General features: G+C 72.9%; 14 protein-coding genes. 4 read left to right on the forward strand and 10 right to left on the reverse strand.

Translation table 11 applies throughout. The features are described 5' to 3' along the window. Window positions 1–8: 8 nt before the first annotated feature. Window positions 9–860 (reverse strand): helix-turn-helix domain-containing protein, encoded by an 852-nt coding sequence (locus ACGF13_RS28195; protein ID WP_392880211.1) that lies wholly within the window; start codon window positions 858–860, stop codon window positions 9–11. Between the two features lie 188 nt (window positions 861–1,048). Here ACGF13_RS28195 and ACGF13_RS28200 point away from each other — a divergent pair, with 188 nt between their 5' ends. After that, complete coding sequence (locus ACGF13_RS28200) at window positions 1,049–1,402, forward strand: hypothetical protein (RefSeq protein ID WP_392880213.1); 354 nt, start codon at window positions 1,049–1,051, stop codon at window positions 1,400–1,402. A 29-nt stretch (window positions 1,403–1,431) separates the two neighbouring features. Here ACGF13_RS28200 and ACGF13_RS28205 read toward each other — a convergent pair whose 3' ends face one another. The 6 genes from ACGF13_RS28205 to ACGF13_RS28230 form a co-directional block, all read right to left on the reverse strand. Then, a complete protein-coding gene (locus tag ACGF13_RS28205) occupies window positions 1,432–2,529 on the reverse strand; it encodes a tetratricopeptide repeat protein (protein WP_392880216.1) in 1,098 nt (365 codons plus the stop codon). A gap of 55 nt (window positions 2,530–2,584) precedes the next feature. Beyond that, the gene (locus ACGF13_RS28210; protein ID WP_392880218.1) at window positions 2,585–3,505 is read right to left on the reverse strand and encodes a phosphorothioated DNA-binding restriction endonuclease; all 921 of its coding nucleotides are present in this window, start codon (window positions 3,503–3,505) and stop codon (window positions 2,585–2,587) included. Between the two features lie 34 nt (window positions 3,506–3,539). Beyond that, on the reverse strand, window positions 3,540–4,187 hold the full coding sequence (locus ACGF13_RS28215) for a lysophospholipid acyltransferase family protein (protein WP_392880220.1): 648 nt from the start codon (window positions 4,185–4,187) through the stop codon (window positions 3,540–3,542). A 101-nt stretch (window positions 4,188–4,288) separates the two neighbouring features. Continuing rightward, window positions 4,289–5,422: a metallophosphoesterase gene (locus tag ACGF13_RS28220; protein ID WP_392880223.1), complete on the reverse strand. Its 1,134-nt coding sequence runs from the start codon at window positions 5,420–5,422 to the stop codon at window positions 4,289–4,291. After that, window positions 5,410–5,571 (reverse strand): twin-arginine translocation signal domain-containing protein, encoded by a 162-nt coding sequence (locus ACGF13_RS28225; protein WP_392880226.1) that lies wholly within the window; start codon window positions 5,569–5,571, stop codon window positions 5,410–5,412. The genes ACGF13_RS28220 and ACGF13_RS28225 overlap by 13 nt, the downstream gene beginning before the upstream one ends. Before the next feature lie 107 nt (window positions 5,572–5,678). Further along, window positions 5,679–6,953, reverse strand: coding sequence for an MFS transporter (locus ACGF13_RS28230; RefSeq protein WP_392880228.1), 1,275 nt, complete (start codon window positions 6,951–6,953; stop codon window positions 5,679–5,681). 155 nt (window positions 6,954–7,108) lie between these two features. On the opposite strand from ACGF13_RS28230, the gene ACGF13_RS28235 reads away from it, so the two are divergent. From ACGF13_RS28235 to ACGF13_RS28245, 3 genes are all read left to right on the forward strand, one after another. Beyond that, window positions 7,109–7,771 (forward strand): ArsR/SmtB family transcription factor, encoded by a 663-nt coding sequence (locus ACGF13_RS28235; protein ID WP_392880295.1) that lies wholly within the window; start codon window positions 7,109–7,111, stop codon window positions 7,769–7,771. A gap of 147 nt (window positions 7,772–7,918) precedes the next feature. Next, window positions 7,919–8,068 carry a hypothetical protein gene (locus ACGF13_RS28240; protein ID WP_392880231.1) on the forward strand — a complete coding sequence of 50 codons (150 nt, stop codon included), beginning with the start codon at window positions 7,919–7,921 and terminating at the stop codon, window positions 8,066–8,068. Between the two features lie 231 nt (window positions 8,069–8,299). After that, entirely contained in the window at window positions 8,300–8,911 is a 612-nt protein-coding gene (locus ACGF13_RS28245) for a transglycosylase family protein (protein ID WP_392880234.1), read from the forward strand. 177 nt (window positions 8,912–9,088) lie between these two features. On the opposite strand, the gene ACGF13_RS28250 is transcribed toward ACGF13_RS28245, so the two are convergent. The 3 genes from ACGF13_RS28250 to ACGF13_RS28260 form a co-directional block, all read right to left on the reverse strand. Then, on the reverse strand, window positions 9,089–10,900 hold the full coding sequence (locus ACGF13_RS28250; protein ID WP_392880297.1) for an amino acid transporter: 1,812 nt from the start codon (window positions 10,898–10,900) through the stop codon (window positions 9,089–9,091). A 472-nt stretch (window positions 10,901–11,372) separates the two neighbouring features. Then, window positions 11,373–13,025: a multicopper oxidase family protein gene (locus ACGF13_RS28255; RefSeq protein WP_392880237.1), complete on the reverse strand. Its 1,653-nt coding sequence runs from the start codon at window positions 13,023–13,025 to the stop codon at window positions 11,373–11,375. 146 nt (window positions 13,026–13,171) lie between these two features. Beyond that, the gene (locus ACGF13_RS28260) at window positions 13,172–13,666 is read right to left on the reverse strand and encodes a hypothetical protein (protein WP_392880239.1); all 495 of its coding nucleotides are present in this window, start codon (window positions 13,664–13,666) and stop codon (window positions 13,172–13,174) included. Window positions 13,667–13,699 lie beyond the last annotated feature (33 nt).

Genomic DNA, 13,699 nt, shown 5'->3' on the forward strand with positions numbered 1-13,699 from the left:
TCCCCGTCTCACATGCTTCGGGCGATACAGCGGATGACGTCGCGGGACGCCTCGGGCTCGAGCGCAGTCGCCTCCAGCCGATCCAACACGGCTCGATACTTGATCAGCTGCGGCTCGGCGTCAATGAACTCGAATCGATCCCCATCGACCTGGACAGTGTCCAACCGTGCAACCTCGGCATGGATGTACACGATTCCGGCGCCGGAGCTGGGGTAGCTGCCGGTACCGAACGGGATCACCCGCAGGTCGATGTGAGGATGCGCGCTCATGGTCAGCAGATAATCCAGCTGATCACGGGCGACCTCCGGACCACCGAAGCCCATGCGCAAGGCGGTCTCATGGACTATCGCCGACAGCGGCATCGGCTGCTCGCCGTAAAGCACCGATTGTCGCTTGATGCGATGAGAAACAAGGTGCTCCACCTCGGGCGGCGACAGGGGTGGAACTACATCCCGAAAGAGCGCGCGAGCATGCTCAGGAGTCTGGAGAAGACCAGGGATGTGAACCACCGAGGCGATCCGCATCGATCGCGCATGATGCTCGACTTCTGCCAGGTCGAGCGCGCCGGCCGGAAGGATCTCGCGGTACTCCTCCCACCAGCCCCGCGCGCGGCCGCCGGTCATGCGGGTCAGCGCCTCGATCAGGGCCTCGTCCGCGCAGCCGTAGAGACGCGCCAGGGCCCGAACTCGATCGGCGCTCACCGGATACCCGCCGGACTCGATATTGCTGATGCGGGACTGCGTCGTGCCGTGTAGTTCCCCGGCGCGCGTGACCGACAGGCCCGCCTGCTCGCGCAGCCGGCGCAGCTCCGCGCCGAGTCGCCGCTGCCGGATGCTCGGCGGAATCTTGCTGGGCGGCATCCGCTGCTTCCTTCCCTCGCCGGTCGTGGCCGGCGCCGTTCACTCGTTGGGGTGGAGGCGCAATGAATCCCCAAGGAGCGGTGGACTACATACTACCGACTGGCTATTTTTGATCCTGCGTCAGGGCCGATCGCTGCCCGTGGTGATGGCAGCGCCGCGTCCAACTCCCCTTCACGTAGGAGAATTCCATGGCTGCTGCGCCCCTGCAAAACTCCAGCCCGGTCACGCCTCTGCCGTCGGCCGACGCGTCCTTCGACCAGGAGCTCTGCGACCTCGTGCTCGACACCGCGCCCCGGCTGTTCGCCGTCGTCCAGGTGTGCAGCCTCGGTCTCGCGGACGCCGACGGGTGGGTCGCGGCCTGGGGATTCGCCGACGCCGCCGGGTCGACGCACGTCATCGGCGTCGACGGGCGGACGCGACTGACCCTCCCCTCCCCCGAGCGAGCCGTCCGCCACTTCTCCCGCCGGCCGGACATCACCGCACGACTGGTCTGGCTCGCCCCGCCGACCGCCGCCGCGACGGACCGGGCCGCAGCCGCCTGACGCCCTCCCAGCACTGCTCGCAATCGGCGTCAGCCCTCATTCAGGCCGTCCAACTGATCCTGGAAATAGGCCCGTTCCTCCTCCTCCGGAGCCAACTCCATTGCCATGACGATGTGGTGCCGCATCCGGTCGTCCCCAATCAACCCGTAGACCATCGCCAGGGCGCCGTGCCCGTAGAAGTCGAGCCCCTCGACGGCGGCCAGGCTCTCGGCCAGCCACAACGCCTCGGCCACGTTCCCGAGGCCGACCTCCGCCTGCACCACGCAGCGCAGCGCGTCCAGGTTGTTGGGACTCCTCCGGTACAGCGCCCGGAGCTCCCGGACGGCGCCGTGCACCTCCTCCGGGTCTGCGGCCACGGCGAGCAGCCGGTCGGGGTTCGGCTCGACCGCGGGCGGCGCCGAGCGCCAGTGGTCGAGGTGTTCGGACCCCGGCGCGACCCGCTCCAGCTCCAACAGCGCCGACCGCCACGGCCCCTCGACGCCCGCGTTGTGCGCCGCCGCCACCAGGAGTTCCAGCACCTGCTCGTGACCGCGGTCGAGGTGGTGGGCCCGCTCCAGGACGCTCACCACGTCCGGCCAGTCCACGCCGCTGCGCGGGACGGCGGCCAGCTGGTACAGCACCCTGGCCAGGGCGAGGTGCTCGGTCGGGCCGGCGGTGGCGTCGGCGGCCAGCCCGGAGAGCAGGCCGACCTGCTGCCGCAGGAATCCCACGCCGGCCTCGTGCCACTCCAACCATGCCCGGGCCTCGGCGAGTTGGCTCTCGGCCGGCACACATCCGGGGTGGACCGCGAGGATGCGCTCCAGCTCCCGCGCCGCCCGGTCCACGCTGCCGATCAGGACGTAGGCACTGGCGAGGTCGCACCGCACGGCCGGATCCTCCGGCCCCATGTCGGCCACGACCTCCAACAGCGGTACCGCCTCGGCGAATTGCCCGGTCAGCAGGTAGACGGACGCCAGCGCGTGCAGGTCCCCCGGCAGCGGGTCGACCGCCAGGACCATCTCCCTCAGGGCGGTCAGCTTCGCCCCGTCCGGTTCGTTGATGACCTGCTCGAAGCACACCAGGACTTCGAGGCGCGTGCCGTTCCCCCGGTACTGCGGCTGCCAGTCGATGGACGGTTCCCCGCTCACATTCGCCTCCCCGGTCGCCTGTCCCCCGGGTGGCGCACCCGGGTTCCCCACCGTCTCACCCCGCACCGACAAGCCCTTCCGCCGGTTGGCGCGGCGCGCCGTGGAACACCTGCCGCGCGTGCCACTCCCGGTGCCGGTCCGCGACCGGCGGGCGGCCCGGCTGCGGGCCGATGACGGGACGCCCGGACAGCGCGAGCACCTGCCGCCGGCTGGCCTCGCTGCGACCGACGAAGCGTTCGGAGACGAGGATGCGATGGCCCTCGCCCAGCCCCAACACCCCCTTGTCGAACAACTTGTGGTGCAGCGAGCACAGGCACAGCCCGTTGTCGGCCTCGTCCGGCCCGTCGTGCGACCACCACCGGACGTGCGCGGCCTCCAGTCCCACCGCGCTCGCCCCGAGGGCACCGTCGTAACCGCAGAACGCGCACTGGAACTCGTAAGCGGTGAGTATCAGTTCGCGCATCCGCCGGTTCCGTTGCCGCCTGGCCGCCGCCTCGGCCCCTCGCACCGTCCCGGCCTCGGCCTGCTCCAGGTCGAGGCCGACCGCCTCGCAGAGATCGGCGTGCAGGGAGGTCGGGAAGTGCGCGTCCAGCAACACCCTGGCCATCCGTCCGAGCAGCGCCGGATCCTGCCCGAGTGCCACCCGAAGGGCGGGCGCGAGCCTGCCGGTGGCCCCGCTCGACCGGAGGATCCCGACTCCGCTGCCGGGGCTTCCCGCCCCCTGGTCGGTCCGGACCTCCCACACTCCGTCGCTGACCAGGTGGTGGAACGGGTACGCGGGAGTCGTCGGATGCGACGGCCCGTACTCCGCCAGCAGCCGCTTCAGCTCCTCCTCGACGGCGCTGTACCGGAGTTCACCGTCCGCGTCCTGCTGGTGGCTGCCGAGGGCGTAGAGCAGCAGCAGCGGCTTGTGCGGCGCCCGCACACCGTTGTTCGTCCAGCGCCTCAGCCGTGCCACCCGATCGAGCCAGTCCATGCCCGCCAGCGTAGTTGGCGCCCCGGCGCCGGGATCAGCGCCGGCCGCACCGCTGCTGGGCGGTGTGCCAGGCGGCGGTGACGGCGCGGTGGGCGGCGGCCATGGCGTCGGCGATGTCGGCGGGCAGGTGGAGCGGGGTGCCGAGGTGGACGTGCAGGGCGGGGCGGCGCAGGGGGGCGGTGACGAACCCGGCGAGCTGTTTGGCGGTGCCGCCGGAGCTGAGGCGGCGGGCGCCGCACTGGCCGAGCGGTACGACCGGGGCGCCGCCGGCCGCCGCGAGCCGGGCCAGGCCGGTGCGGAAGGCGCCCGGTGCCGTGTCGCCGGAGTCCCGGCGCCGCGGCAGGCCACCCTCGCCGTAGATCAGGACGACCCGGCCGGCCGCGAGCGCCGCGGCGGCCGGGTCGAGGGCGGTGGCCGCCCGGGCCGTCCCGCGGTGGACGGGGATGTGCCCGCCGGCCCGCAGCACCGCGCCGAGCACCGGCACCCGCCACAGCCCGGCGGTCGCCATCACGACCGGTTCGGTGCCCAGCCGGCGCAGGGCGGCCAGCACGACGCCCGGGTCGGCGAGCGAGCTGTGGTTGGCGACGACGATGCTGCCCGGGGCGATCGGGCCCGGCACCTCGGAGGTGACGGACAGGCGGCCGAGGACGGGCACCAGGGTGCCGGCGATCCGGCTGAGCATGGCGGTTCCTTCGTGGACTTCGGCGAGGCGACGCCTCCATGCTCGCCGGGTAGCACCGCCGGCCGCCTGAGTAGGAGTACTCAACCGGTCCGGGCCGGCGGTCAGCTCCGCTGCACGGTGACCCGGTCCACCGCCGTGCCGTCCTCCATGAGGGAGCGCACCTCCATCCGGGCGGGCCTGCCCGCGACGGCGGGGGTCACGTCGACCGCGACCAGGCAGTAGCCGGTGTAGCGGACCCTGGACCAGGTGACCTTGACGGTCTGGTTGTGCCCGCTGCGGTCGGAGACCACCATCGGGACGGACTTGTCGTTGGCGGTCTCGTGCCCGAGGTAGGTGTCGGCCGCCGGGAAGGAGTAGAGCCCGCCGCCACCGCCGCCCGCGACGACGTAGGTGGTGCCGTCCTTCACCGGGTCGACGGTGTCACCGGAGGCGACCTTGCGGGTGGCCTTGCCGGCCCGGATGGGGTCGGTCCGCTCGTAGACGTGGTTGTGGCCGCTGAGCACCAGGTCCACCTGGTACTTGTCGAACAAGGGGGCCCAGTCCTGCTGCGCGCCGAGTTCGGCTCCGTTGTCGTGGCAGGTGGAGTAGGTGCACTGGTGCAGGTAGACGACGACGAAGTCGATGCCGGTGTCGGCGCGGAGCGCGGCGAGCCGGCTCTCCAGCCACTTCTTCTGCTTGCCCTTGGTGTAGTCGAGGTTGGCCGGGGTGTTGTAGCAGACGTCGTTGCCGTCGAGGCTGATCAGGCCGACGTTCTGGTACCGCCAGGAGTAGATGCCCGTGGACTGGTTCCAGGCGTTGTCGGGAGTCGTGAACCGGGCGCGCATGCCCCCGTAGCCGTCGGCCCCGTACCACGGCTCCATCTCGTGGTTGCCGATCGCCGGCATCCACGGGGTCCGGGAGGCGACGGGGTCGTTCTGCACGAAGAAGGAGTCCCACAGCCGGGCGTCGTACGCGTCGCCGGTCTTGCCGCTGCCACCGGCGTTGGCGTACGAGAGGTCGCCCATGTGGAGGTGGAAGGCGGGGTCGAGGCCGGCGATCAGGTTGCCGGTGGCGGCCGCGTTGTAGCCGATGCCCTGGTCGCCGAAGGCGGTGAAGGTGAACCCGGCGCCGCGGCCGGGAGCGGGCGCGGTGCGGAAGCTCCCCACGTCGCCGAGGCGGGTGCCCTGGCCGGCCGGGTCGTGGCCCTGGCGGCCCACGACGTAGTAGTAGGTGGTGTCCGGGATCAGCTGGTCCAACCGCGCGTGCAGGTGGTGACGGGGACGGGCGGGGCGGCGAGGGCGGTACCTGGCAGCAGGAGGCCGCCGGTCGCGAGGGTCGCTCCGCCCGCCGCTCCGACTCGGAGGAGGTCACGCCGGGAGTGCCGTGGAGTCTCGGTCTCGGACATGACATCAAGTTAGGAAACTTCCCTAACCTTTGACAAGAGGCCCGATGTCCTCGATTTCGCGATCGAATTCGCTTTTGGCAAACGGAAGTTGGCCCCGGGATTGCGCATCAGTGTGCGGCCCGCTCGCGGATCAGCCGGGCGGCGAGCAGCCCGGAGGCCGCCGTGAGGACGGCCGCCGCCACGATGGTGGCGCTCAGGCCGAGCGCGTCGGCGAGCACTCCGGCGAGCAGGGCGCCGGCCGCGTAGCCGATGTCGCGCCAGAACCGGTAGGTGCCGAGCGCGTTGGCCCGGCGGCTCGGGTGGGCGTGGTCGGAGACGGCGGCGATCAGCGCCGGGTAGACCATGGCGGTGCCGAGCCCGAGCAGCACCGCCGAGACGATGCCGGCCAGCAGCGGACGGTCGAGCAGCACCAGGGCCAGGGCGAGGCCGGCGGCCTGCACCAGCATGCCGGCGACGATCAGCGGCTTGCGGCCGATCCGGTCGGCCAGGTGGCCGGTGGGGATCTGGCCGAAGCCCCAGAGCAGCGGGTAGAGCCCCTTGATCAGGCCGACCGCGGCCAGGCCGAGCCCGTGGTCGGTGAACAGCAGCGGGAAGACGCCCCAGGTGAGGCCGTCGTTGAGGTTGTTGACCAGGCCGGCCTGGCTGGCGCCGCGCAGCGAGCGGTCCCGCCAGGAGGTGTGCGCGAAGGTCTGCCAGAGGCCGGGGCGCGGTCCGTCACCGTCGGGCGTGGGGTGCCGGGCGAGTTCCAGCGCGACGTGCGCCGCCGTGTCGCGGACGGCCAGGGAGAGCGCGAGGCCGGCGACGACGAAGACGGCGCCGATCAGCTCGGGCGTCGGCCGCAGCCCGTACGAGGTGGCGAGGTAGCCGGTGACCAGGGCCGTCGCGCCGAGCGAGGCGTAGCCGGCCGCCTCGTTGAGGCCGGTGGCGAGTCCGCGCCGGGCCGGGCCGACCAGGTCGATCTTCATGTTGACGGTCATCGACCAGGTGAGGCCCTGGTTGATGCCGAGCAGCACGTTGGCGGCCACGATCCAGCCCCAGGAGGGTGCCCAGGCGAGGGCGAACGGGACGGGGACGCCGATGAGCCAGCCCGCGACGAGCAGCTGCTTGCGGCGGAAGCGGGCGGTCAGGGCGCCGGCGGCGAGGTTGGTGAGGGCCTTGGTGACGCCGAACGCGATGATGAAGGAGAAGACCGCGAGGTCGCTGGTGAGGTGGAAGACCTCGGAGCCGATCAGCGGCACGGTGGTGCGCTCCAGCCCGACCAGGCCGCCGACGGTGGCGGTGACCACGACCAGCAGGGAGAACTGGAGCCGGTTCTCCCGCAGGCCCAGCCGGACCGGTCGGGCGGCCACCCGGGCGGGCGCTTCGGGGGTCGTGGTGCTCATCGGTTCTCCTGCGTGAGTCCGTCGATGACGGGTGCTTCCGGTGTGCGTCGTGTGCTCGGTCGCAGCGACCGGCAGCGTCAACAATATTCCATGGATTTATGGATAAAGGCCTCGGTACAATACTCCATGGAACTCTGGAGGAAGCGGTGACCAAGATGGCCAAGAGCGAGGCGAAGGCACAGCTGTACGACGCGTTCGCGGCCAGCGGCAAGGCCCTGGCCAGCGGAAAGCGCCTGGAGCTGCTCGACCTGCTCGCCCAGGGCGAGCGCACCGTGGACGCGCTGGCCAAGGCGGCCGGGCTGAACCTGACCACCGCCTCCGCCCACCTCCAGGCGCTCAAGCAGGCCGGTTTCGTCGCCACCCGCCGCGAGGGCGTCCGGATCCACTACCGGCTCTCCGGCCCGGACGTCGGCGAGCTGCTCGCCCTGCTGCGCAGGGTCGCCGAGCGCCACCAGGCCGCGGTGCCGCCCGCGCTGGACGCCTACCTCGGCGAGGACGGCGCGCGGGAGGTCGACACCGAGGAGCTGCGCGCCCGCGCCGAGACCGGCGAGGTGGTCGTGCTGGACGTCCGCCCGGCCGAGGAGTACCTGGCCGGGCACATCCCCGGCGCGCTCTCCATCCCGGTCGACGAGCTGGCCGAACGGCTGGACGAGCTGCCCGCGGACACCGAGGTCGTCGTCTACTGCCGCGGCGAGTACTGCGTGCTGGCCTACGACGCCGTCCGCCTGCTCACCGCCCGCGGCCTGCGGGCGGTCCGGCTCAACGACGGCATGCTGGAGTGGCGCCTCGCCGAGCTGCCGGTGGCCGTCGGCACCTGAACAGTCGCCATCAGCACCTGAACGGTGGCCGCCGGCCGGGGGACGCCGTCGGGGAGTCCTCGGCGGACGCCCGGCAGGCCGGTGGAGACTCCGTCCAGGGCGTGCGAGCAGACGCGGTCCCGCTCGGCGGGCGGGCTCTCCAGCGCCTTGAACAGCACCGCGCGCAGCCGGTCGACGTTCCCCGCGAAGACCTCCGGCACCTCCGCGTGGGTGACCCGCGGCTCGGTGACGTGGTCCAGCGGCGCCTACAGCCCCGAGCCGCCGATCACGCCCGACCCGGCCCGCGCGGCGCCCTGATCGATCGTCATCGTCCGCACCCTTCTTCGAGAACGTCCGGGCCACTGCGGGTCGGTGGCGGACCGCGAGGGTGACGGCCGATCAGCCGCGGGCCGCCGGGGTGGTCCAGGGCGGCCGTGCGGGTGACCTGTCGGACGTGTCGGCGCCGGAACACCCCGTCCGGCGTGCATGGGTGGGAGTGCGCCGTCCGCGGACGGTGCGGGTCCTTGTCCCCGAGTCTGTGAGCCGCGCATGCCTCCCACCGCCCGTCTACGCCGTATCGTCCCGACCGCGCTCTGCGCCCTCTCCGTGGCCCTCGCCGCCCCAGCGGCCCACGCCGCGCCACCGGGCCGCGACACCGGGTCCGACCCCGGGAAGTCGGGCGGCGGCTCGTACGACTGGGACCGCGTGGCGTCCTGCGAGAGCAACGGCAACTGGCGCATCAACACCGGCAACGGCTACTACGGCGGCCTCCAGTTCGACCAGCCCACGTGGCGGGAGAACGGCGGCCTCGCCTACGCACCGCGTGCCGACCTCGCCACCCGCGAGCAGCAGATCGCCGTCGCCCAGCACCTCGCCGACCGCCGCGGCCTCTCCCCCTGGCCCGTCTGCGGCGCCCGTGTCCCCCGCGCCCCCCGCGGCCAGGGCCACGAGGCCGTCAAGCCGCCCCCGGCGGCCGCCCGGACCTCGACCGTGTCGGAGGACGGCACCTGGACCGTCCGCCGGTACGACACCCTCGGCGAACTCGCCGAGAACCTGGACGTCCCCGGCGGCTGGCCCGCGCTCTTCGAACTCAACCGCGACACCATCGGCGAGGACCCGGACCTCATCCAGCCCGGCATGGTCCTCGACCTCCCTTCCTGACCCCCTCCTGAATCCGTCGACCCCTACCCGACCCCACCGACCACCCGACCCCACCGACCCGCCGCCCGCGCCCGCCCCGGCGCGGGCGGCGCCCTGTTGCCCCCCGGGGGAACGCCGACGGCCCGCCCGCTCACTCGGAGCGGACGGGCCGTCGTGCGACCGGCCTCCGGACGGACGTCAGCCGACGTGGACGCGCGGGCGGCGCGAGCGGTCCGGCTCGGCCTCGCGCAGCACCTCGCGGGTGACCGGCGCGACCTCGCCCTGTCCGAACAGGAAGAACCGCAGGAACTGGGCGAAGGGGCTGCCCTCGGTCCACTCGAAGTAGAGGTGCGGCTGCTGCCCGGTGCGGTCCCGGATGTTCAGCGCCAGGGCGGCGAGCGCGTTCGGGATGCTGGAGCTCTCCAGGGTGAGCACCCGGTAGCGGCCGTGCAGCACCTCGCCGCGCACGGTCAGCTCGGCCTCGAAGTCGGAGGCGTCGCGGACGGTCACCTCGACGAAGACCAGGTCGTCCTCGCCGGGGATGTCGTTGTCGGCGCGGATCTGGCGGATCTTGTCGCGGTACTCGGCGATGTCGCGGTGGCTCGGCTCGTTGGCGATCAGGCGCAGCGGTCGGTGCGCGTAGTCCCTGATGAATCGTTCCGCCACATCGTCCATGGCCACGCTGGTGACGCGCAGCTCGAAGGCGCGGCGCAGCCGGGAGAGCAGCGAGACCAGGATGATCCCGGCGATGAAGCAGGCGCCGATCTTCAGACCGTCCGGCCGCTCCAGCACGTTCAGCACGGTGGTGTAGAGGAAGATCGCCGCGATGACCGCGAAGGCGATGGTCCAGCCGCGCTCGCGCTTGCGGTACGCGGCGATGGTCACCGCGATGGCGGCGGAGCTGATCAGCACCAGCACGCCGGTCGCGTACGCGCCGCCCTGGGCGTCCACGTCCGCGTCGAAGATCCAGGTGACCAGGAAGCCGATCAGGGTCAGCACGATCACCATCGGCCGCACCGCGCGGGCCCAGTGCGGGGCCATGCCGTAGCGCGGCAGGTAGCGGGGCAGCAGGTTGAGCATGCCCGCCATCGCGGAGGCGCCGGCGAACCAGAGGATCGCGATGGTGGAGAGGTCGTAGACGCTGCCGAAGGCGCCGCCCAGGTACTCGTGCGCCAGGTACGCCAGGGCGCGGCCGTTGGCGTCGCCGCCGGCCTTGAACTGGTCGGCCGGGATGAGCAGCGTGGTGATGAAGCTGGTGGTGATCAGGAAGCAGCTCATGATCACGGCGGCGGTGGTCAGCAGCTTGCGGGTACCGCGGATCCGGCCGACCGGGTCGGCCTCGGTGTCGGTCGGGTCCCCCTTGATGTGCGGCATCACGGCGACGCCCGTCTCGAAGCCGGACAGGCCGAGCGCCAGCTTCGGGAAGGTCACCAGGGCGACGCCGACCATGACGATCGGGTTGCCGTGCTGGGCGGTCAGCGCGTCCGTCCAGTCGGTGACCACGTGCGGCGCCTCGATGATCTTCCAGAGGCCGACGGCCACCACGACCACGTTCAGCACCAGGTACGTCCCGACCAGGAACACCGCCAGGCCGATCGCCTCGCTGAAGCCCTTGAGGAAGACCGCGCCGAGCAGGGCCACCAGGACCAGCGTGATCAGCACCTGCTTGCCGCCGAGGAAGCCCGTCAGGTGGGGGTTCTCCACCAGGTGCGCGCTCGCGTCGGCGGCGGACAGCGTGATGGTGATCAGGAAGTCCGTGGCCGCGAAGCCGAGCAGCGCGAGGACGAACAGCTTGCCCTTCCAGAACGACAGCAGCCGCTCCAGCATCGCGATCGAGCCCTCGCCGCGCGGGCTCTCCTTGGCCACCCGCCGGTAGACCGGCAGCGCGCCCAGCAGGGTGACCACCACCAGCACGATGGTGGCGATCGGCGACAGCACGCCCGCGGCGAGGGCGGCGATGCCCGGCTGGTAGCCGAGCGTCGAGAAGTAGTCCAGGCCGGTCAGGCACATCACCCGCCACCAGCGCTGGCCGACGTGTCCGCCCTGCGCGGCGGGCGCGGCGGAGTCCCCCGCCGCCGCGGCCCCGTCCGACGCCTCGGGGGCGCCCTGCGCCGAGGAGTTCTGCGCGGGCTTCTCCGCGGTCACGTCCTCCAGCAGCCAGCTGCGGAGGCGTATTCGCGCCGACGGCGCATCCGACTCCGCCGTCTCCGTCGAACCCGACGAAACCACCTTGCACCTCTTGTTTAAAGACCCCGTAAAAACGCCGTCGGGCGACGGCAGAGCGACACGCTATGCGACGGGCGTTAAGAATCCGCTACCGGCCCGCGTTAAGAAAACGTCATGGCCACGCAGGTCGGCGGGGTGGCACGGCGCGGTGGGTCGGGTGCCGCGAACGGAGTGGCCCCGAACCGTTGCGCCGGTTCGGGGCCACTCCCGGGGTGAAACCCGGGACCATTTCCGCGGGGGGGGGAGAGCTTGAGGGTCAGGCCCGGTAGCCGAGGACGGTCATCATGCCCGTCTCCGCGTGGTAGACGTTGTGGCAGTGCACCATCCACAGGCCCGGGTTGTCGGCGTCGAACTCGACGGCCAGGGTGGCGCCCGGCAGCACGATCGCGGTGTCCTTGCGCGGGCCGTCGCCGGGCAGCGCGAAGCTGTGGCCGTGCAGGTGGACGGGGTGCCACATGGTGGTGCTGTTGCGGAACTCCAGCCGCACCCGCTCGCCCGCCGCCACCGGGTGGCGCCGCGCCGGGTCGTACGAGCGGCCGTCGAACGCCCAGTCGGCCTTCGCCATCCCGCCGGTGAGCTCCAGCTTCACCGTCCGGTCCGGCGCCTTGGCGGGCAGCCGGACGCCCGGGGCGGCCCTGAGCTGCCCGGCGGTGACCAGCCGGCCGTCCAGCTCGGCCGGGCGGACGGCGGCGTCGGGCGCGGCGCCGCCGCCGGTGCGCAGCACGGCCAGGGCGGTGGCGTTCTTGCCCTCGGCCAGCGCGGTCAGCGGGAAGGCGCCGTCCTTGGCGGTGACCAGCACGTCGTAGCGCTCGCCCATGCCGAGCAGCAGCGCCTGGGTGGTGGCGGGTTCGACCGGGAAGCCGTCGGTGTGGGTGACGGTCAGCTCGTGGCCGCCGAGGGCGACCCGGTAGGCGGTGTCGCCGCCGGCGTTGACCAGGCGGATCCGGATCCGGTCACCGGGCTTGGCGGTGAAGGTCTCGGGCGCGGTGGCGAGCCTGCCGTTGACCAGGTGGAACGGATACGCGACGTCGCCGGCGTCGCCGCCCAGCAGCGGGCTCCGGGCACCCATCAGCATCCGGGTCGGGCCGGCGGCCGGGCCGGGTGTGCCGACTGCGCCGCCCGTGTTCGTGCCCGGCATCCCGGACATGTCGTGCCCGGAGCCGCCCGCGTGGTCCATGCCGCCCGAGTGGTCCATGCCCTCCATCCCCTCCATCCCACCCATGCCCTTGGCGAGTTCGGCGAGGACGGCGTCCGGGGTGCTGCCGTCGACGCCGTCCACCCAGTCGTCCAGGACGACGACCCACTCCCTGTCGTACGCGAGCGGCTCCCTCGGGTCCTCGACGATCAGCGGGGCGTACAGGCCGCGGTCCTGCTGGACGCCGGAGTGCGGGTGGAACCAGTACGTGCCCGGGTGGCTGAGCGCGAAGCGGTACTCGAAGGAGGCGCCGGGCCTGACGTCGGCCTGGGTCAGGCCCGGGACGCCGTCCATGTCGTTGCGCAGCGCGAGGCCGTGCCAGTGCAGCGAGGTGGCCTGCGGCAGGTGGTTGGCCAGGGTGACGGCGAGGGTGTCGCCGAGGGTGGCGCGCACCTCCTGGCCGGGCAGCCGGTCGCCGTACGCCCAGCTGCGGACGGTGCGGCCGCCCAGGTCGAGGGTGGTCTCGGTGGCGGTGAGCGCGACCTTGCGCTCCGGGCCCGGGTTGCGCGCGGCCTCGGCGGCGGCGACCTCGGGGCCGTTCGGGGCGAGGTAGCCGGCCGGGGCGGCGGTCGCGGTCGCTCCGCTCGTGGGGCCGTGGCCCATGGACGCGTGGTCCATGCCCTTCATCGAGTCGGAGGAGCAGGCGGTGAGCAGACCGGTCCCGGCGGCGGCGAGCGCGGCGCCGAGGACGGTACGGCGGGTGGGTGTGCGCATGACGGAGTGCACCTCGTGCGGTGTGTGGGTGTGCAGGACGTCGCGTCGGCCGTTCCGCGCGCGGGCGCTCGGGAGTGCGAGCGGGCGCGTTGATGTGCGCGCGGGCGCCCCTGAGCGGGCGCGGGCACGGAACGGCGGGCGCGCGCCTACTGACGCAGCACCGAAAGCCGGGTGAGGAGTATCCGCCCGCCTTCGGGCGGGGGCAGCGCGCGTACGGCCCGCAGCAGCCGGGCCCGTACGTCGGCGGCGGCGTCACCGCTGTGGCGCGGCAGCGAGCCGGCGAGGAGGAACACCAGGGTCCAGCCGGCCAGGACGGCGAGGCAGACCGTCATCGGGTCCATGCCGCCGGGGGCGGCGGGGTCGGCCGCGGAGGCCGCGTCGGCCACGGACGCGGCGTCGCGGACGGGCTCGGCGTCGCGGACGGGCTCGGCGGCCGGTCCGTGGTGGACGGCGCCCGCCGGGTGCATCGCGGAGGCGTGCGTCCCCGGGCCCTCGTGCCCGCCGGAGCCACCGGAGCCGCCGTGCCCGCCGCTCGGATGGCCGAGGGTGTGCATGGTCACGATGCCGAGCAGCAGCGCGGCGAGCAGCAGCAGGCGCGGCGCCCACGGCACCGGCGGACCGAACGCCCGCGACCGCGCCATCCTTCGCCTCCCGTCCTCAGCACCGCCTCTTGT

The organism is Kitasatospora sp. NPDC048286, from assembly GCF_043201735.1.
Lineage (GTDB): Bacteria > Actinomycetota > Actinomycetes > Streptomycetales > Streptomycetaceae > Kitasatospora.